The organism is Flavobacterium sp. RHBU_3 (genome assembly GCF_046613565.1).
GTDB lineage: Bacteria > Bacteroidota > Bacteroidia > Flavobacteriales > Flavobacteriaceae > Flavobacterium.
Genome location: NZ_JBKJHC010000007.1, coordinates 43,005 through 60,604 on the forward strand (window position 1 = coordinate 43,005; position 17,600 = coordinate 60,604).

General features: G+C 41.3%; 19 protein-coding genes. 9 read left to right on the forward strand and 10 right to left on the reverse strand.

Annotated features, from left to right (window positions below; genetic code table 11):
• Nucleotides 1-3 precede the first annotated feature (3 nt).
• Nucleotides 4-1,032, forward strand: a complete 1,029-nt coding sequence (locus tag ACLI1A_RS11260; protein WP_411408756.1) for a M28 family metallopeptidase — start codon at nt 4-6, stop codon at nt 1,030-1,032.
• A 53-nt stretch (nt 1,033-1,085) separates the two neighbouring features.
• Here the strand turns inward: ACLI1A_RS11260 and ACLI1A_RS11265 are convergent, their stop codons facing one another.
• From ACLI1A_RS11265 to rlmD, 3 genes are read right to left on the reverse strand one after another with little or no spacing between them, the layout of a single operon-like run.
• Complete coding sequence (locus ACLI1A_RS11265) at nt 1,086-1,880, reverse strand: DUF6048 family protein (protein ID WP_411408757.1); 795 nt, start codon at nt 1,878-1,880, stop codon at nt 1,086-1,088.
• Nucleotides 1,852-2,382, reverse strand: a complete 531-nt coding sequence (locus tag ACLI1A_RS11270; protein WP_411408758.1) for a DUF6452 family protein — start codon at nt 2,380-2,382, stop codon at nt 1,852-1,854. The genes ACLI1A_RS11265 and ACLI1A_RS11270 overlap by 29 nt, the downstream gene beginning before the upstream one ends.
• Nucleotides 2,383-2,396: 14 nt before the next feature.
• Nucleotides 2,397-3,809: a 23S rRNA (uracil(1939)-C(5))-methyltransferase RlmD gene (rlmD, locus tag ACLI1A_RS11275; RefSeq protein WP_411408759.1), complete on the reverse strand. Its 1,413-nt coding sequence runs from the start codon at nt 3,807-3,809 to the stop codon at nt 2,397-2,399.
• Between the two features lie 113 nt (nt 3,810-3,922).
• Between rlmD and ACLI1A_RS11280 the strand changes: the two genes are divergently transcribed.
• From ACLI1A_RS11280 to ACLI1A_RS11310, 7 genes are all read left to right on the forward strand, one after another.
• Nucleotides 3,923-4,777, forward strand: coding sequence for a tetratricopeptide repeat protein (locus ACLI1A_RS11280; RefSeq protein WP_411408760.1), 855 nt, complete (start codon nt 3,923-3,925; stop codon nt 4,775-4,777).
• A gap of 11 nt (nt 4,778-4,788) precedes the next feature.
• Nucleotides 4,789-5,343, forward strand: a complete 555-nt coding sequence (locus ACLI1A_RS11285) for a DUF1697 domain-containing protein (RefSeq protein ID WP_411408761.1) — start codon at nt 4,789-4,791, stop codon at nt 5,341-5,343.
• A 6-nt stretch (nt 5,344-5,349) separates the two neighbouring features.
• Entirely contained in the window at nt 5,350-6,327 is a 978-nt protein-coding gene (locus ACLI1A_RS11290; RefSeq protein ID WP_411408762.1) for a helix-turn-helix transcriptional regulator, read from the forward strand.
• A 129-nt stretch (nt 6,328-6,456) separates the two neighbouring features.
• Complete coding sequence (gene rocD / locus ACLI1A_RS11295) at nt 6,457-7,701, forward strand: ornithine--oxo-acid transaminase (RefSeq protein WP_411408763.1); 1,245 nt, start codon at nt 6,457-6,459, stop codon at nt 7,699-7,701.
• A 14-nt stretch (nt 7,702-7,715) separates the two neighbouring features.
• Nucleotides 7,716-8,186 (forward strand): DUF5362 family protein, encoded by a 471-nt coding sequence (locus tag ACLI1A_RS11300; RefSeq protein ID WP_411408764.1) that lies wholly within the window; start codon nt 7,716-7,718, stop codon nt 8,184-8,186.
• Nucleotides 8,187-8,360: 174 nt separating this feature from the next.
• Nucleotides 8,361-8,504 carry a hypothetical protein gene (locus ACLI1A_RS11305; protein WP_411408765.1) on the forward strand — a complete coding sequence of 48 codons (144 nt, stop codon included), beginning with the start codon at nt 8,361-8,363 and terminating at the stop codon, nt 8,502-8,504.
• On the forward strand, nt 8,494-9,051 hold the full coding sequence (locus ACLI1A_RS11310) for a Smr/MutS family protein (RefSeq protein ID WP_411408766.1): 558 nt from the start codon (nt 8,494-8,496) through the stop codon (nt 9,049-9,051). The genes ACLI1A_RS11305 and ACLI1A_RS11310 overlap by 11 nt, the downstream gene beginning before the upstream one ends.
• 85 nt (nt 9,052-9,136) lie before the next feature.
• Here the strand turns inward: ACLI1A_RS11310 and ACLI1A_RS11315 are convergent, their stop codons facing one another.
• The 5 genes from ACLI1A_RS11315 to ACLI1A_RS11335 are packed head-to-tail and all read right to left on the reverse strand — an operon-like array spanning nt 9,137 to nt 13,749.
• On the reverse strand, nt 9,137-9,781 hold the full coding sequence (locus ACLI1A_RS11315) for an alpha/beta hydrolase (RefSeq protein WP_411408767.1): 645 nt from the start codon (nt 9,779-9,781) through the stop codon (nt 9,137-9,139).
• A gap of 3 nt (nt 9,782-9,784) precedes the next feature.
• Nucleotides 9,785-10,111 carry a hypothetical protein gene (locus ACLI1A_RS11320; protein WP_411408768.1) on the reverse strand — a complete coding sequence of 109 codons (327 nt, stop codon included), beginning with the start codon at nt 10,109-10,111 and terminating at the stop codon, nt 9,785-9,787.
• 3 nt (nt 10,112-10,114) lie between these two features.
• Nucleotides 10,115-10,564 carry a hypothetical protein gene (locus ACLI1A_RS11325; RefSeq protein WP_411408769.1) on the reverse strand — a complete coding sequence of 150 codons (450 nt, stop codon included), beginning with the start codon at nt 10,562-10,564 and terminating at the stop codon, nt 10,115-10,117.
• A gap of 4 nt (nt 10,565-10,568) precedes the next feature.
• On the reverse strand, nt 10,569-11,822 hold the full coding sequence (locus ACLI1A_RS11330; protein ID WP_411408770.1) for a dihydroorotase: 1,254 nt from the start codon (nt 11,820-11,822) through the stop codon (nt 10,569-10,571).
• 1 nt (nt 11,823) lies between these two features.
• Nucleotides 11,824-13,749: a BatA domain-containing protein gene (locus ACLI1A_RS11335; RefSeq protein WP_411408771.1), complete on the reverse strand. Its 1,926-nt coding sequence runs from the start codon at nt 13,747-13,749 to the stop codon at nt 11,824-11,826.
• 117 nt (nt 13,750-13,866) lie between these two features.
• Between ACLI1A_RS11335 and ACLI1A_RS11340 the strand changes: the two genes are divergently transcribed.
• Entirely contained in the window at nt 13,867-14,973 is a 1,107-nt protein-coding gene (locus tag ACLI1A_RS11340; protein WP_411408772.1) for a lactonase family protein, read from the forward strand.
• 80 nt (nt 14,974-15,053) lie between these two features.
• Here the strand turns inward: ACLI1A_RS11340 and ACLI1A_RS11345 are convergent, their stop codons facing one another.
• Nucleotides 15,054-16,199 (reverse strand): alpha-hydroxy-acid oxidizing protein, encoded by a 1,146-nt coding sequence (locus tag ACLI1A_RS11345; RefSeq protein WP_411408773.1) that lies wholly within the window; start codon nt 16,197-16,199, stop codon nt 15,054-15,056.
• Between the two features lie 22 nt (nt 16,200-16,221).
• The gene (locus ACLI1A_RS11350; RefSeq protein ID WP_411408774.1) at nt 16,222-17,598 is read right to left on the reverse strand and encodes an FGGY-family carbohydrate kinase; all 1,377 of its coding nucleotides are present in this window, start codon (nt 17,596-17,598) and stop codon (nt 16,222-16,224) included.
• Between the last annotated feature and the right edge of the window lie 2 nt (nt 17,599-17,600).

Consider the following 17,600-nt stretch of genomic DNA (forward strand, 5'->3'; position numbering starts at 1 on the left):
AATATGAGAAGATTATATATTATAGGATTTTCGGCATTACTCCTTGCTTGTGGTGCTGCTAAAGATGTAAAAAAGGACTATGCCGCTGCACCTGTAGAAAAATACATGAATACCATAACGGCGCAGGATCTTAAAAAACATCTCTATATAGTAGCTGCTGACTCCATGGAAGGGCGAAACACAGGAAGTGCCGGACAAAAAAAAGCCGGAAGATACCTTATAAGCCAATATGAAGCCAATGGGATTTCTTTTCCTAAAGCAGCAGAGGGCTGGTATCAAACGGTACCTGCAGCGTTTATGGCAAGGGCATTCAGCCCAAGCAAACTGCCGGATTCTGAAAACGTATGGGCATTTATAGAAGGAACTGAAAAACCTGAAGAAATATTGATAATATCTGCGCACTACGACCACGTGGGCATGAAAAACGGTGAAGTATACAATGGGGCAGATGATGACGGATCGGGTACAGTAGCACTTTTGGAAATAGCACAGGCTTTTATGGAGGCTAAGAAACAAGGTTACGGACCTAAACGCTCAATACTGTTCCTGCACGTTACGGGTGAAGAACACGGCCTGCACGGATCGCGCTATTACAGTGAAAATCCACTTTTCCCTATTGCTAACACCATTGCTGACCTTAACATAGACATGATAGGACGCAGGGATGAGGAACATACCGCCGACGGAAATTATGTATACGTAATTGGTTCTGATAGGCTTAGCACCGACCTGCATAACATTAACGAAGCTGCCAATGCTAAGTATACCCACCTGAAACTGGATTATAAATATAACGAAAGGAATGACCCTAACCAGTTCTATTTCAGGTCTGACCACTATAACTTTGCAAAGAAAGGCATTCCTATTATTTTCTACTTTAACGGTGTACATGCTGATTACCACAAGGCAACAGACAAGCCAAACAAAATAGAATATGATTTACTGACAAAACGAGCACAACTTGCGTTTGTAACTGCCTGGGAACTTGCTAACAGAGAAAACCGCCCTGTTGTAGACAAGGATGGAAAATAAAAAATTAATGCCCCGAAATTCGGGGCATTAATTTTTTATAATCGTTTAGACTTTTAATTTTTAGGTTTAGCTTCCGGTTTTTTCTCCTGTACCTCTTTCTTTTTGTACAATGGAATAAAATACGATAGCGTATAGTTAAAACCTACACCAAAACTTCCATCGTAGGTACGGTTAAAACCGGGAATGTATAGGTTATCAAAATCTGCAGGTTTCTTGTTTGAAAGCAAGCTATTTAGCCTTACACTAAAGCCAAGGTAAAGATTACTGAAAAGCTCAGCCTTAACCCCTCCTACCACTTCCAGCCAGTGTGCGGAAAGTCCGCTGTAATCGCGAGCTTCGTTAATAGTTACATCATCAAAATAGTTAGATACATCATCACTGGAAGATATATCGGTGTTTTGATATATGGTATACGAATTTAGCCTTTGGTTGAAGGTAGAAAACCCATAACGGAAACCTATGTAAATCATATTTTCCATATCCAGCCAGTTTTCGTAAGCGTTATAATCAAATCCTACCTTAAGGTAACTACCTTTTGTAGTATAATTAAGCTGGTCGTCATCTTTATTAAAGTTTACATTGCCCAGCTCAGCCGCTGCATACCATTTTTTGGTAAGCCTGTAATCTCCTACTACTTCCAGTCCTTTAAAACCGTCATAATAAAACGAACGGCTAAGCCTGTGCAGGTCTATACCCACGCGTAACCCGTATCGCTGTTGTGTAGGCTTTACAGTAAGTGGTGCCTTTACTGTATCGGCTTTTTCTACTTTAAGTTCCTGTTGTGCAGATACACCTAAAACAGAAAAAAGTAAAAAGAGGCTAAAAGTATATTTTAACATGTGTGTCATCTTCGTTTTCTATTTCAGGGTTCACTATTTCAGTGTCCTGTATCCAAGCATCTCCATCGCCCCCATCCGAAATTACAGGATTTGGCGAAGGTGTTGTATCATCGTTTAGGGTAAACAATGTTTTAAAACCACAAGCACGCGATATATATTCGTCTCGTGTGGTATAGCTAAAATCAAGATAGTCTATAACCACCTGTTTTACACCCAGCGTATTGGTATAAGTATACTTAAAACCCCATTTTACTGATGTGGTGTCTACCCTAAGTGGCACCAGTGCAGTACTGTCTACACGGCCTATAGCAATGGTATCCTGATAACCTTCTACAAAAATCTTAAGGTTAGCCACAGCTTTAAATGCGGCCCTGTTACCACTGTTATAAAATGCCACCACCATATTTGGCGTAGTCAGCGTACCTTCAGCACAAATGTCATCTTTTTCACAGCTCATCATATAGCCGCAAATGACGCTTAGTACTACCACACTTAAAATAAATCTCTTCATAGCGTTTTTTTGATCTATCGTTTTTCCAGCAACACCACATTTTCTACGTGGTGTGTTTGTGGGAACATATCTACAGGACGCACCCTTGTTACCTTATACACTTCATCCATAAGTGCAAGGTCGCGCGCTTGTGTAGCCGAGTTACAACTTACATATACCACTTTTTGTGGTGCTATGCGCAGTATCTGGTCTACCACATCTTTATGCATACCATCGCGCGGAGGGTCGGTTATAATAACATCGGGGTGACCGTGAGTTTCTATAAACTCAGCGTTAAACACATCCTTCATATCCCCTACAAAAAACTCACAATTGGTAATATTATTGCGCAGGGCATTTTCCTTGGCATCGGCTATAGCCTCAGGCACAGCCTCTACCCCTACAACTTTTTTGGCTTTGCGCGATACAAACTGTGCTATGGTACCCGTACCGGTATACAGGTCGTACACCAGCTCATTACCGGTAAGTCCTGCAAAATCGCGGGTTATGCTATATAGTTCATACGCCTGGTCACTGTTTGTCTGATAAAATGATTTGGCATTAATTTTAAAGGTAAGCCCCTCCATTTCTTCCAGTATGTAATCACGGCCTTTATACAGCACTACCTTTTGGTCGTATAGCGTATCGTTAGCTTTTTGATTTACTACGTATTGTAATGAAGTTATACCCGGGAATACTTCTGCAAGATAATTCAGTAGCAGTTCACGCTGTTCTTTGTTGTTATCAAAGAACTGTATCAACACCATAATTTCTCCGGTACTTGCGGTACGTATCATTAAAGTACGTAGCAATCCGCTATGCTCACGTGGATTAAAGAACTCCATACCGTGCTGATTTGCAAAATCGCGTATGCTGTTACGTATAGCATTGCTTGGGTCTTCCTGCAGGTGGCAGTGGGTTATATCAAGAATTTTATCCCACATACGCGGAATATGGAAACCCAATGCATTACCACGTTCTATTTCCTCACCGCTTTGTGCTTCGGCATCGGTAATCCAACGGGAATTTGAAAAAGAAAACTCCATTTTATTACGGTAATAAAACTGCTTTTCACTGCCTTTTATCGGCTCGAAATCAGGCAACTCTATTTTACCAATGCGCTTAAGGTGGTTATAAACCTCGTTATTTTTATAGTAAAGCTGTTTTTCGTACTTCATGTTCTGCCACTTACAGCCACCACAAGAGCCAAAATGCTGGCACTGCGGTATGGTTCTATCGGCACTGTATTCATGAAAATGTACCGCCTTACCTTCATAATACGCTTTGCGTTTTTTAAAGGTTTGCACATCTACCACATCTCCCGGTACTACATTTGGTATAAAAATAACCTTACCGTCCGGAGCTTTAGCTACAGAAACGCCTTTGGCGCCGGCATCAAGCACATCTACATTCGTAAAAACGATCTTGTCTGTTTTTCTTTTTCCCATGGCGCAAAAATACAGTTTTTGTATGAATAAATTCACTAATCATAATCCCCCTTAAAGATAAGGATATACTTTAAACTCGTATATTAGCATAAACCAATTAAACCTTAGTATAAATGAAAACAAAATCGATACTTTTTTATCTGTTAGCGCTATGCAACTATAGCTTACTACTTGCCCAAAAAGATGGCCTTTATTACAACAAAGAATACTACCAGTGCGAAAATAAATGGGTGGCACTTCCTCAAAAAGAAGGCGATGACAAATATTTGTACGGTGTTGTATACCTGGACGGATCAGCCGGATATACCTTTGACTACCAAGGCGATTTTACAGTAGTAAACAATAAGTTTGTACGTGATAACAAACCCAGGGAAAGCAGTATGAAGTACCGTATAGAAACGAGATGGGCAAAATTAGCTATACTACCCGACGAAAAAATTAAGGAAATGGGCTTGCCCACAGAGCCTGATTGGTTAAAAATATATAGGGAAGGAGAAAATGATACAGACAGGCTATACCGAAAGGGTTATTTATTAAATGAAATAGGTGGCTGTCAGGAAGCTATACCTGTACTCTTACAAGCCTACGCAAAAGAACCGGAATATAAAGGAGTACTATTTGAACTCGCTTTTGCTTACAATGCTACAGAGCAATTTGAAAAAGCAATTGAGATACTAAAAAAAGGAATAGCAAAAGAGCCTAAAAATTATATGTTTTACAGAGAGTTAGGATATGCGTATGTGCAATCGGGCAACGTATCCGAAGCGGAGAAAATTTACACTAAAGGTATTGCTTTGTCTACAGATAAGAGTCAGAATGCAGAAATGGCTTTTAATATGGCTGGGCATTATTATCGTGTAAAAGATAAAACTAACTTTGCAAAATGGGCAGCAATAGTGAAAAAGAATTCTACCGAGGACACTCATTTCCTGGAAAACCTGACCATAATGGAAAACGAACTTAAATAAAAACAAAAAAAATGCCTGCATACCTTGCCTTATTTCGCGCCGTAAATGTTAGCGGCCATAACATTATAAAAATGGAACACCTTCGTAAGGTGATGGAAGCTGAGGGCTATAAAAACGTAGCAACCTACATACAAAGTGGCAATGTGGTATTTACTACAGATGAAACCGATAAGGCAAAAATAAAGCGCGAAATGGAAACACTACTCTATAAAGAGTACGGCCACGATGTGTTTAATTTTATTTTGGACGAAGCCGAACTACAAAAGGCTATAGACAACAACCCATACACAGGCCCTGAACCGGAAGGCCAGGGAGTGAAAAAGTATTTTGTAACCTTTCTTTCGGGTGAGGCTACCATTCAGGGGCTGGACCAGATGAAAAAATACAACCGCAGCGACGACGAGTTTAAAGCCATAGGCAGCATTATGTACCTGAAACTATCGCAAAGCGCCGCAGATAGTAAGCTAAGCAACTCTTTTATAGAAAGCAAAATGAGCCTGAAGAGTACCACGCGCAACTGGAATACTACATTGAAGTTGCTTGAGATGCTTCAAAATACTAAATAACCTGTAATGAACCGCTTCGACCGTATAACTGCCATACTAATACAGCTGCAATCTAAAAAGGTTGTAAAGGCTCAGGATTTGGCCGACCGTTTTGATATAAGCCTGCGCACAGTATACCGTGATATTCGTTCGCTTGAAGAAGCAGGTGTACCCCTGTATGGCGAAGCCGGTGTGGGTTATTCGCTGGTAGACGGCTACCGCCTGCCCCCGGTAATGTTTACCCCCGAAGAAGCCATGGCATTTATTACCGCAGGTAAGCTTATGGAAACCTTTACAGATAAAGGGCTAAAAGATAATTTTTCATCGGCTTTGTTTAAGGTAAAGGCCGTATTGCGTAATACCGAGAAAGACCTGGTAGACGCCTTGGAAAACCAGATAGATGTGCTGGACCACCAAAAGGCGATACCACCACAAACCAATGCCCTTGATACCTTACTGAAAGCCACTGCGGAAAAAAAAGTGGTAGAAATGGTATACAAAGCCTTTGGTAAAGACAGCGAAAATACCCGTATGGTAGAGCCTATTGGCATTTTCCACGAAAACGGCTATTGGTACACCATAGCCTGGTGCCACCTGCGTGGTGAATACAGGCAGTTCAGGCTGGACAGAATTATATCTATTAAGCTTACCAATATACAGCAACAGGAACACGTAAGCCTTAAGGAATACCGCGAACGCTACCCTAAGGCATGGGAAACCTACCCGGTAGAAAAAGTAGTGTTGCGCGTGCTGAAAAGTTCGGTGCCGTATCTTACAAGCCGCAAGCACTTTTACGGGTTTTCATCTGAAATTGATAATGGCGACACCATAGATATGACATTTTATACCCAATGGGCCGAAGAAGGCCTGCTGCGCTGGTACCTTATGTTTGCCGATCGTGCCGAAATACTGGAACCTGAATGGCTTAAAGATAGAGCTGTTACGCTTTTACAACGTATTATTGAAAAGAATAATTTTGACGTAACAGCACAAACCGAGGTGTAAATCAATGATCTATATTTAATAGACGAATCCTTAAAATATTTGCAAAATTTACTAATTTGCAGCTGCAAGGATGATTTCTCTCCTATAAGAAGGAATTGAAGATTTTTTTATTGAAATTTCACAATTCAAATGCCGGTTTTACAACAAACAAATACCGAAAAAGCAATTGCCCTTGAAGACAAATACGGGGCACACAATTACCACCCACTTCCAGTAGTACTTTCGCGCGGCGAAGGCGTATACGTTTGGGATGCTGAGGGAAAACGCTATTATGATTTTCTTTCGGCCTACTCTGCCGTAAACCAAGGTCACTGCCACCCAAAAATTGTAGGTGCGCTTACCACACAGGCACAAACACTAACCCTTACATCTCGTGCTTTTTATAACGACCAACTGGGGCGCTATGAGGAGTATGTAACCCGCTACTTCGGTTTTGATAAGATACTTCCCATGAACACAGGTGCTGAGGCCGTGGAAACTGCTATAAAGCTATGCCGTAAATGGGCGTATGAAAAGAAAGGCTTAGCCGAACACGAAGCCAAAATAATAGTATGCGAAGGTAACTTCCACGGGCGTACAACAACCATAATATCATTTAGCAACGACGAAAACGCTCGCAAAAACTTCGGGCCTTACACGGCAGGATTCATTAGCATTCCTTATGATGATATTGCAGCCTTAGAAAGTGTACTCGCTACCGAAACAAACATAGCAGGTTTCTTAGTAGAACCTATACAGGGTGAAGCCGGCGTTTATGTCCCTTCTGAGGGTTTCCTTGCAAGAGCCAAGACACTCTGCGAACAAAACAACGTACTGTTTATTGCAGATGAGGTACAAACCGGCGTAGCCCGTACAGGAAAGCTTCTTGCTGTACAGCACGAAGGCATACAACCTGACATCCTTATTCTGGGGAAAGCGCTATCAGGCGGTGTTTACCCGGTAAGTGCAGTTTTAGCTAATGACGATATTATGAACGTTATTAAGCCCGGTCAGCATGGTAGTACCTTTGGTGGAAACCCTATAGCAGCAGCCGTAGCCATTGCGGCGCTTGAGGTAGTAAACGAAGAAAAACTGGCTGAGAATGCAGAAAAGCTTGGTACTATTTTCAGAGAAAAAATCAATGCTTATATTGCAGGCAGTAAAATAGCTACTCTTGTACGAGGAAAAGGGCTGCTTAACGCAATTGTTATTAACGATACAGAGGACAGTTCTACGGCATGGGACATTTGTGTAGCCATGATGCATAAAGGGCTGTTAGCCAAACCGACGCATGGCAATATTATACGTTTTGCACCACCTTTAGTAATGACCGAAGAACAATTGTTAAGCTGCGTTGACATAATTATTGAAACATTAAAACAATTTGAACAATAACCAATTATTTTTTTATGGAGGATTTTTCTACACAATCATCATTTGATTCATTTGAACTACAACTTACACAGGAAGCTAAGGATTTTGTAAGAGAAGCGGGCAAATGGGCTAGATTTCTGTCAATTGTAGGATTTGTATTTATTGGCTTTTTTGTGCTGATGGCTTTATTTATTATGACATTGGGTTCTATGGGTGGCGCCATGGGCGGTGCTTTTAGTGCTATGGGCGCCGCGAGCGGTGTATTTATAGGACTGGTTTACATCCTTATAGCTCTTTTATACTTTTTCCCTGTGCTTTATCTTTTCAAATTTGGTAATAAGACCAAAGCTGCCTTTGAGAGCAATGATACTCAAGCACTGACAGAAGCATTTCAAAACCTGAAATCACATTATAAGTTTGTAGGTATACTTACTATAGTAGGTATTGGTTTCTATGTACTTATGATTGTTATAGCTGTTATAGCCGGTGTAGCATCGGCGGTATAATACTTTATATACTATAATATCAAAAATCGGGTTACTGTAACGGTAACCCGATTTTCTTTTGTAAATGCTTTACCCTATTTTTGCAATGTGAAGACAATATATATAATACTCATTTTTGCCTGTGCATTTTTAGCGCTGTACGAACAGTCGTTACAAAAACCAAATATATTAATAATGGCTCCCGCTATAATCATATTTTTAGTGGGGTTAACACGTATTATGAGCAAAGTACCCAGCAAACATGAACGCGAACTACGCGATCAGCGTGAGCGTGAAGAATGGGAAAAACAACAGCAAAACGAAAGTGATGAAGTTTAAGCCCGGCGACAAAGTAAGCGTGCTGGACGATTCTTTTACCGGTACTGTAAAATCGTATAAAAAAGACGGAAAAGTAGCTGTTATAACCGCTGAAGGTTTTGAGCTGCTTTTTACCGAAAGCGAGCTTATACCCACCGGCGGCAGCCTTGGTGCATTGTTTGCAGGTAAAAGCCTTGGTAGCGTTTTAAGGGAAAAAGAAACTCCCGTAAAACGCAAACAGCCTGTACCCGAAAAGAAATCCCGAAAAGATAGTGTGGTACTGGAAATAGACCTGCATGTAGAAAAGCTGGTTCGCAACAAAAAAGGCATGAGCAATTACGATATCCTTAACCTGCAAATGGATACCGCACGCCACCACCTGGAATATGCTATAAAAAACCGTATACCCCGCATAGTATTTATACACGGTGTAGGTGAAGGTGTATTGAAATCAGAGTTGGATTATCTTTTAGGTCGCTATGAAGAAGTAGTTTTTGGTGATGCCAATTACCAAAAGTATGGACTTGGCGCAACCGAAGTATACATAAAGCAAAACCCCGGAAGATAATTTTTGATTTTCTATTGGTTATTTTCTATGTTCTATTTTAAATTGAATATTTACAATATAAAATAGAACATAAAAAATAGAAAATCTATTTATCCAGCCACTTTAGTAAATCATAAAAATTTTGCGGTGCTACACCATGGCCTACAGGGTATTCGTGGTATTCGTTTGTAATACCGAGTGTATTTAAAAATTCTGGAGCCTTTCGCGCCCAGTCTATCGGTATAACCTGGTCTACAACGCCATGAGAAATGAAAAACTTAAGATGCGAAAGCTGCTCCACATTTACATTCTGTGTAATTATAGGCGTATGCAGATATCCACTCAGAGCCGCTACCCTACTCACTTTTTCAGGGTATTTCAGGGCTACGGAATAGCTTAATATAGCGCCCTGGCTGAACCCAATAAGTGTTACCTTATCTTTATCTACAGAGTAAGCTGCTACGGCCTCATCAATAAATGTAGCAATAAGATCTCGCGACTGTGCGGCCTGTACATCATCGGTAAACTTATTCATGTCAGCATCAAAGTTTATAGCATACCAGGCATAACCGTAGCCGGACATATCATAAGGTGCACGTACCGATAGGATAAGGTATTCATCGGGCAGTTGTTCGGCAAAACCGAATAGGTCTTCCTCATTACTGCCGTATCCGTGAATAAGAATCAGTAACGGGTTCTTATCCAGCTTTACTTTAGGTTCCCTTATTAAATGATATAATGATAATTCCATTAATTACAGGTTTTTAAAAAATTTCTGAAACAACTTACCTACAAGTGGCATAGGTGTCATCTGCCCGGTAAGTGCCGTATAAAAACCATAACCCCAAAGCACTACCATAAACAGGTAAAACGGAAAGGCAATCATAGGGGTCCAGAAACCACTGATAGTATAACCAATAACTATAAATAGTATAGTAAGCCCCAGCCCTTGTCTAATATGAAATGACGCGAAAGGGTTTTTATTTTCAGAATTCATAGACATGGCTATAAGTGCGCCAACCCCCATTATGTATGCGGTTATTGCGGCGCCTTTGCCCTGCTCTATTATTTGTTTGTCCATTATTTAGTTTATTTCAATAGTGCTTTTAACTTCAATATCGGTACGCGGATCAAAGACAACATCGTAGTAGTTAGCGGCGCCTGCCTTGGTATCAAGTGTCAACTGGCTACGACCAAATTCTACTCCCTTTTTATCGGAAACCTTAAAGGTAAGGCTACCTTTAAAAGCTTTTTCGGTAATCAGGTACACTACAATTTTGTTATTGTGTCCAAGCGAATCGTTTTCTATATGATATTTACCTAAAGCTATTCCCTGTTGTTTTAACCCTTCCGACAGGACAATCTTACTATCCAGCGTGCGATCTACGCCTTCAGTTACACCCTCAGTGAATTCGGTAGCCATTTCACCAACAGTTTCACCACCCTTATTAAGGGTTTCCTTGGTTTTCTCCTTCACTTTACTGCATGAGCAGGCTAAAGTAAGTACCGTTAAAACAAAGAATAACTTTTTCAAAATGTTATGCATTAAGTATTAGCTTACCTCTGTTGTAAATACCGTATGCTTTGCCTTTCATAGGCTGGTTTATAAATGCCGAGTTCTTAGATTTACTCAGTATATCTGCATTGCTAAACGTCCACTCCACAGCAGGGTTAAACAGTGTAAACACTGCTGTAGCACCCTCAGTAATATTGTGCTCACTACCACCAAACAAAGCACCGGCAGCAGTAAGTTTATCTATAATAACCTCAAGCGGAAGCAGGGTACCCAAAGCACCGAATGCACTCTCCAGGCCAATAGTACCATCTTTAGCTAAATCAAACTCCAGCACTTTAACCTCTACATCCAGTGGGTTGTGGTCAGATGTAATAACATCAATAGTGCCATCAAGCACACCATTTAATAGTGCTTTACGCTCCCCTTCCGGACGAAGCGGAGGAAGAACTTTATAGTTGCTTTCAAAATCAGTAAGCACCTCGTCTGTAAACAACAGGTTATGTACCGCTACACTACAAGTTACATTAAGTCCCTTTTGCTTGGCCTCACGGATAAGCGCCACCGATTTAGCAGTACTTATGGTAGGTATATGCAGCTTACCACCTGTATATTCCAGCAGGTACAGGTTACGGGCTATCTGAAGCTCCTCGGCAAGAGCCGGTATGCCTTTAAGTCCTAAACGGGTACTTACAATACCTTCGTGCACCACACCTTTACCTTTAATTTTATCATCCTGAGAGAATGCAATTACCAGCCCGTCAAAATCCTGAACGTACTGTAAAGCTATCTTCAGCAGGTTGGCATCCTGTAGCGCTTTTTGGTAATCACCAAAAGCTACTGCACCGGCATTCTTCATATCAAACAGCTCGGCTATGTCTTTACCCTCACTGCCCTTTGTAAGGGCGCCTATAGGGTAAATTTCTGTAGCTGTATGAGCCGCCTTGCCTTTAAGGAAAAATATATCGGCCTGGTTATCCGCTACCGGAATGCCAGTAGGCTGTACCGCCACAGCAGTAAAACCACTTTTAGCTGCCACATCAAGTCCGTTGGCTATGGTTTCGCGGTCTTCATGCCCCGGTTCACCAAAGCTCACCGAACTGTCGAACCAACCTTTAGAAACATGCAGGTTATCCAGTACTATATTTTCAAATCCGGCAGCATCAAGGCCGGTACCTATTTTTGTAATAATGCCATTTTCTACCTGAATATCTACAGCCTTATTGTGGTGAGGGCTTTTCGGGTCAATGATAACGGCGTTTTTAAAGATAAGGTTCATTTTATTTTACAAATTTTTGTATCAGTAGTTCAAGAATAAGAAACAACAGTGTGCCTATTACAAACCATTTCCACAGCTCATTAGCCGTACGGGATGACGTAATATCGTTAAACACAGTTGCTATAGAATCGGCCTTGGTAAAGCTGCCCAATGCGGCAGTATTTTCAAGGCTTAAATTGCTCTCTGTTCGGGCATAGTTAAAACTGATGTCCTTTAGTTTTTCATTGCCTTTATATACACTGTAATTGCCGGCCAGTTCCGGATAATTGCCAAATGATAGTTTTACTTTGTTGCTAAGTAATTGTTGTGCAGGTACAAAATCGGTTTTATCGCCTTTTACATTTACAACTTCGTCTTTACCTAAAACCGTATCTATAACCAGGTTTTGGTTGCTGCCTATGGTTATGGCGCTAATACCTGTTTTACCACTGTTTTGCCCCATGTTGTAAAATGTAGGTACTATAAGCGGCGAGTTCTGGAAATTTGTGTTGGCTTTGTTAATCGGCGCAGCAAAAACATAAACATTGCCCAGCCTGTTTGTCATAGAAGCAAGGAACGGCGTTTGGTCATCATACGTAAGCACAGGCAGTGTACTACCGCTTAGTATAAAGCTGCTACTTACCTTAGGGTACTGGAAATTATCTGTTTTCTTCTCAAAAACAGTTTGGTACAGCGGGTGGTTAAAGGCAATCTTGGTAATTTGCTTATCGCCTTTTGTAAACGGTTTAAACTGGCTGTTACCAAATGCCGCCATAAGGCTGTTCAGGCTTTGTATACTACAAGCAGCCGAAGGTATAACAACTATGCTACCGCCTTTACCATAAAAATCTTTAAGGGTTGTAATAAGCGATTGCGGAATCTCATCAAGTTCATTTAGTATTATAGCATCTTGTTTTTCAAGGCTGTTATAGTCTAAAGTTCCAAGTTGGGTATCTGTAAAATTAAACTCGTCCGCAGTATAGATACGTCCTAAAAATTTGTTCTTATCGGCAGTTCCTATAGCCAGTACATTAGACTTTTGTGGCTTCGATATGCTAAAATAATATGTATTATCATACGAAAGACTGTTATCCGTTAAAGACACATAGCCGTGAAAGTCTTTTTTAGGAATGGTAAAAGTGCTGCTTTGTTTATCACCTTCAAATTTCACAAGGGTTTTAGCAATAAGGCTTTTACCGTTATATAAAGCAACAGGAACGTCTTCATCGGCATCGCCATAAGCTTTCATGTCTACCTTTACTTCATAGAAATTATCCATTACCTGCGAAATGAACACACTATCAACAGAAATATTATTGGTGTTTTCCGCCTCCGGGGTTATAGCATAAGCGGTAGTGTTTTCAAATCCAGAAACATACTTGCTGTCTAGGTTTACACCATCAGTAATTACCACTACATCTTTGCCCGTAGCAGGATTTTTAGACTTAGCCCTCGTAACAAGAAAATCCGGCCTGAAAGGTACATCGGTATATTGCAGGTTTTGAAGATCTTTTTGTACTGATTTTATATCAGTATCCCACCAGGCACCATTATTTGTTATTAATGAAAATTGTTGGTTTTCAGGAGTATTTTCAAGTAAATCCTGCACAGCACGTTTTAACAGTTCGCCACGACTTCCCTTAGCCTGCATTGAGAATGAGTTATCAAGCAATATTACCAGCTCATTACCCGTTTTATCATCATCTTTTGCTTTAAAATACGGTTGGGCAAAGGCTATGATTAGTGCTGTAAGCAGTAGTAAACGCGTAGCAAGCAGCAGCCATTTTTTAATGACCGAGCTTTTACGGGTTTGCATATTAAGTTCCTTAAGAAAACGGACATTAGTGAAATACTGCTTTTTAAAGCGGCGCAACTGAAACATGTGCACTAATATCGGGATGATAAGCAGGAATAAGAAGTAAAGAATGTCCGGGTGTTTAAACTGCATTCGCTCGAAAGTTTGTCAAAAATAAGCATTTTTATCTGAATTGAAAACGTAAAAACACATTGCAAATTTCACATAACATTTAAATAAGTTACTTTTGCAATGACTAAATTGCCTACTATGAAATTAATCAAAGCCTTAGCTTTATTTGCTGTAACGGTGGCTTCAGCCCAGGACAACTACAATCTTGTTGTAGGAACCTATACTAATGCCTGCCAAAGCAAAGGAATATACGTGTACGACTTTAATGTAAACACACTGGATTTTAAGCTTAAATCCAATACCGAAGGTGTAATAAACCCAAGCTACCTTACTGTTACCAAAGACAAAAAAAATATTTACAGCGTTAACGAAGATGGTGCAAAAAGTACCGTAAGTGCCTTTAAATATACTCCTACAACCGGCAAGCTGGATTTTATAAATAAAAAAGACAGTGGCGGTGCCGACCCGTGTTATATAATTAACGACGATAAAAACGTAATTGTGGCTAATTACAGCGGTGGAACAATCGGTGTTTTTGAACGTAAAGCAGATGGCAGCCTTAACGATGCCAAACAGGTTATTAAACACAGCGGCACCGGTCCGGATAAAAGCCGCCAGGAAGGCCCGCATGTACACATGGTGTATTTTAGCCCCGACAATAAATATGTTTTTGCCAATGACCTGGGTACTGATAAATTGTATATGTACAGCTATAACCCTAACGGCGGTGCCAAAACACTTGTGTTTAAAGATGCTTTTACCTTGAAAGCAGGCAGTGGCCCACGCCATTTGGTATTTAACCCGAACGGTACTTTTGTACATGTATTGCAGGAACTTGATGGTACACTGACTACCCTTGATTATACTAACGATAAACTGACCAACGTGCAGGAAGTAAACGTAACTCCTAACCTGCTAAACGGTAAACACGGAGCTGCCGATATTCATTTTAGTAACGACGGTAAGTTTTTGTACGCTACTAACCGCGGTGATGCTAATACCATAGCCGTATACAGGGTGCATGCTAATGGCTTACTGAGCCTGGTACAACAAATAAGCACTCAAGGTAGCGGACCGCGTAATTTTATCATTGGGCCAAATGATGCGTTTGTATTGGTTGCGAACCAAAACACAAACAACATTGCTATTTTTAAGCGCGATAAAACTACCGGTTTCCTGAGCTATACCGGAAAGAAGATAGAGCTTTGTCAACCTGTTTGCCTGGTATTTACTCCTAACAAATAAGTAAATTCTGCAATCTATATAAAACAATAGACCGTCTAAAATTTTAGACGGTCTATTGTTTTATGGGCTTTTAAACAAATTTAAATCAAATGATTCGGGAAATCCTCCACCCTTTCGCAGCACACCTGCTCCATAACCTGTTGCAGCTGTACTTTCAGCATGCTTATGGCGTGGTTACCTCCTTCGTTCCCCAATGCTGCCACGCTGTACATAAACGTACGCCCCATAAAGGTAAAATCGGCACCACTGGCCAGTGTACGGGCTACATCCACACCACTGCGAATACCACTGTCCATCATTATCTTTATCTTGTCTTTGTAGTTTTGTACAATGGGTTCCATAGATGCTATGGCGCTTTGCCCTGCATCGAGTTGCCTGCCGCCGTGATTTGACACTATTACTCCATCAAAACCCAGTTTAATAGCCGTCTCAGTATCTTCCTCACTGGCTACTCCTTTCAGCACCAGCTTGCCGTTCCACATATCACGGATGGGTGCTATGCGTTCTTCGTTTACCCTGCCGCTAAAGGTGCGGTTCATAAACTGACCCAGTTGCTTCATGTTCATACCCTTTTCCATGTATGGTTCCAGGGTTTTAAAGCTTGGCTGCCCGTGAATCAGAGTTTTCATGGCCCATTCCGGCCTGCCCAGTATTTGCAGTATGTTTTTTAGCGTCATCCTTGGTGGCATGGCAAGACCATTACGAATGTCTCTTGGGCGTACCCCAAACGTAGGTACATCACAAAGCACAACCAATACAGGATATTCAGCAGCTTCAGCCCTTTTAATAATATCGTTACGCACCGCTGCCTCAGCCGGGTGGTACAACTGGTACCATGCCTGGCCGTGGGTAATTTCAGCTATGCGTTCTATGCTGGCTGTAGTAACGGTACTCAGTATAAACGGTATGTTGTGCTCGTAAGCCGCCTTGGCAAGGATTTCCGGGGCATTGGGCCACATAAGGCCCTGTAGGCCTACGGGAGATATACCAAACGGTGCATCATAGGTATGCCCGAACAATTCGGTTTTTTGTTCCGATTTTATGTGTTTGCTCAGGTAGTACGGCTTAAGTTCTACCTCACGAATTTCGGCGGTGTTCTTTACAAGGTTTACGTCCTCGTTACACCCGCCATCAAGATATTCAAAAGCAAAGCGGGGTATTTTCCGCTTTGCTTCTTTAATCAAATCCTCAACCGAAGGAAAATTATGATTGTATTGTAACTGCATTATCTATGCTCTTTGACCACAATTAAACATCAAAAAAAAGAGGTACCAGCTTTTTCATGGCATAGTTCTCTTTCAGGAACTTGTTTGTTACTTTCTTGTCAGAAATAACCATAGCAGCACCCAGCGCAGAGCCTAAAGGCGACTGTGTAGACAGCACCTTAAAACTGCTGAAGTGGTGCGACATCAGCTTCATAAACACATCGTTATCGGTAAAACCACCGTCTATGTAAATGGTTTTTATATCGCTGTCGCCTATGGCATTGGTTATCGTACTGATTTGTTGTGCCATAAGCTCTATCATCAGCTGGTGGTAGGCTTCCTCAAAGGTCGCAAAGGCCGAGAGGTCCGTTTGCCCCTCCTGCTTTTGCAATGATGTACCTCCAAACTCAAAATACACCGCCGGCTTTTCTATCAGCTTCAGGTAAATATCGGCATCAAACAATATGTTATGATGATAACCGTACTCCTTACCATAATGGTCGCAAAGGTTTTCTACCTGAAGGCGGTATTCATTGCCCATAAAAAAGCGCGACGCCTTTACACGTTTGCCGTCGATACGCAGGTAGTTCAGGCAGTTGTCTTCAATATCCTTTTCGGTAAGGCTCTCTGTACTGTAAGGATTTAGGGCGATGCTCCAGGTACCGGTAGACAGCAACAGAAATGGCTTTTTCTTGCTAAGGATATACGGCAATAACGCCGAAGAACTGTCATGTATACCCACACCTATTTTCAGTTTATGGTCTTTGTAAGTAGTGTTGATACTGGCCGATGTAGGTACTATAGGTGGCAGTATTTTATCAATATCTTCGTCATGCACCCATTCATGGTAATCGTCCTTATCATAATCCCACAGGTTTGTATGGCACCCTATACTGGTGTATTCGCTTACCGGTATACCCGTAAACAGGTACGACAGGTACTGCGGCAGGTGCAGGCTGTATTTTATTTTTCCAAATACCTCAGGTTTTCTGGCTTTAAGCCAATACAACTGCATCCCCGAGTTCAGGAAACCCGACTGCGGCGAGGCCGTATCGCGGGCTATTTTCATTTCACCGCCGTATTTGGCGTAAAACTCCGCAGCCACTTCTGGGTCAAAATCCTTGGTATAGTTATACAACGGGGTTAATGGCTGCCCTTTGTAATCAAGGTGCACAAAACTGGCCCCGTACGACGAAAAGTTAAGTGTTTGTATATGGAACTCCGTGTTTTTAAGCGCGGCATCAAAGGTGTCCTCTATCCATTTGCGCAGCAGGCCCAGGTCTTCAGTAGGATAACCGTCTTCGTCCGTAGTTTCGTCCAGGCGGGTATATTCCCTAAAAACCTCTTTATAGTTTTCATCAAAAAGGAAGAATTTCTTGTTGGTTTTCCCAATGTCAAAAACAGCATTTACTTTTATCATTC

Coding starts and splice junctions, on each gene's coding strand:
- ACLI1A_RS11305 (WP_411408765.1), top strand. CDS start 8,361: ATGGCTCCCGCTATAATCATATTTTTAGTGGGGTTAACACGTATTATG.
- ACLI1A_RS11340 (WP_411408772.1), top strand. CDS start 13,867: ATGAAATTAATCAAAGCCTTAGCTTTATTTGCTGTAACGGTGGCTTCA.
- ACLI1A_RS11265 (WP_411408757.1), bottom strand. CDS start 1,880: ATGACACACATGTTAAAATATACTTTTAGCCTCTTTTTACTTTTTTCT.
- ACLI1A_RS11335 (WP_411408771.1), bottom strand. CDS start 13,749: ATGCAGTTTAAACACCCGGACATTCTTTACTTCTTATTCCTGCTTATC.
- ACLI1A_RS11315 (WP_411408767.1), bottom strand. CDS start 9,781: ATGGAATTATCATTATATCATTTAATAAGGGAACCTAAAGTAAAGCTG.
- ACLI1A_RS11350 (WP_411408774.1), bottom strand. CDS start 17,598: ATGATAAAAGTAAATGCTGTTTTTGACATTGGGAAAACCAACAAGAAA.
- rocD (WP_411408763.1), top strand. CDS start 6,457: ATGCCGGTTTTACAACAAACAAATACCGAAAAAGCAATTGCCCTTGAA.
- ACLI1A_RS11320 (WP_411408768.1), bottom strand. CDS start 10,111: ATGGACAAACAAATAATAGAGCAGGGCAAAGGCGCCGCAATAACCGCA.
- ACLI1A_RS11300 (WP_411408764.1), top strand. CDS start 7,716: ATGGAGGATTTTTCTACACAATCATCATTTGATTCATTTGAACTACAA.
- ACLI1A_RS11330 (WP_411408770.1), bottom strand. CDS start 11,822: ATGAACCTTATCTTTAAAAACGCCGTTATCATTGACCCGAAAAGCCCT.
- rlmD (WP_411408759.1), bottom strand. CDS start 3,809: ATGGGAAAAAGAAAAACAGACAAGATCGTTTTTACGAATGTAGATGTG.
- ACLI1A_RS11280 (WP_411408760.1), top strand. CDS start 3,923: ATGAAAACAAAATCGATACTTTTTTATCTGTTAGCGCTATGCAACTAT.
- ACLI1A_RS11310 (WP_411408766.1), top strand. CDS start 8,494: ATGAAGTTTAAGCCCGGCGACAAAGTAAGCGTGCTGGACGATTCTTTT.
- ACLI1A_RS11345 (WP_411408773.1), bottom strand. CDS start 16,199: ATGCAGTTACAATACAATCATAATTTTCCTTCGGTTGAGGATTTGATT.
- ACLI1A_RS11270 (WP_411408758.1), bottom strand. CDS start 2,382: ATGAAGAGATTTATTTTAAGTGTGGTAGTACTAAGCGTCATTTGCGGC.
- ACLI1A_RS11285 (WP_411408761.1), top strand. CDS start 4,789: ATGCCTGCATACCTTGCCTTATTTCGCGCCGTAAATGTTAGCGGCCAT.
- ACLI1A_RS11290 (WP_411408762.1), top strand. CDS start 5,350: ATGAACCGCTTCGACCGTATAACTGCCATACTAATACAGCTGCAATCT.
- ACLI1A_RS11260 (WP_411408756.1), top strand. CDS start 4: ATGAGAAGATTATATATTATAGGATTTTCGGCATTACTCCTTGCTTGT.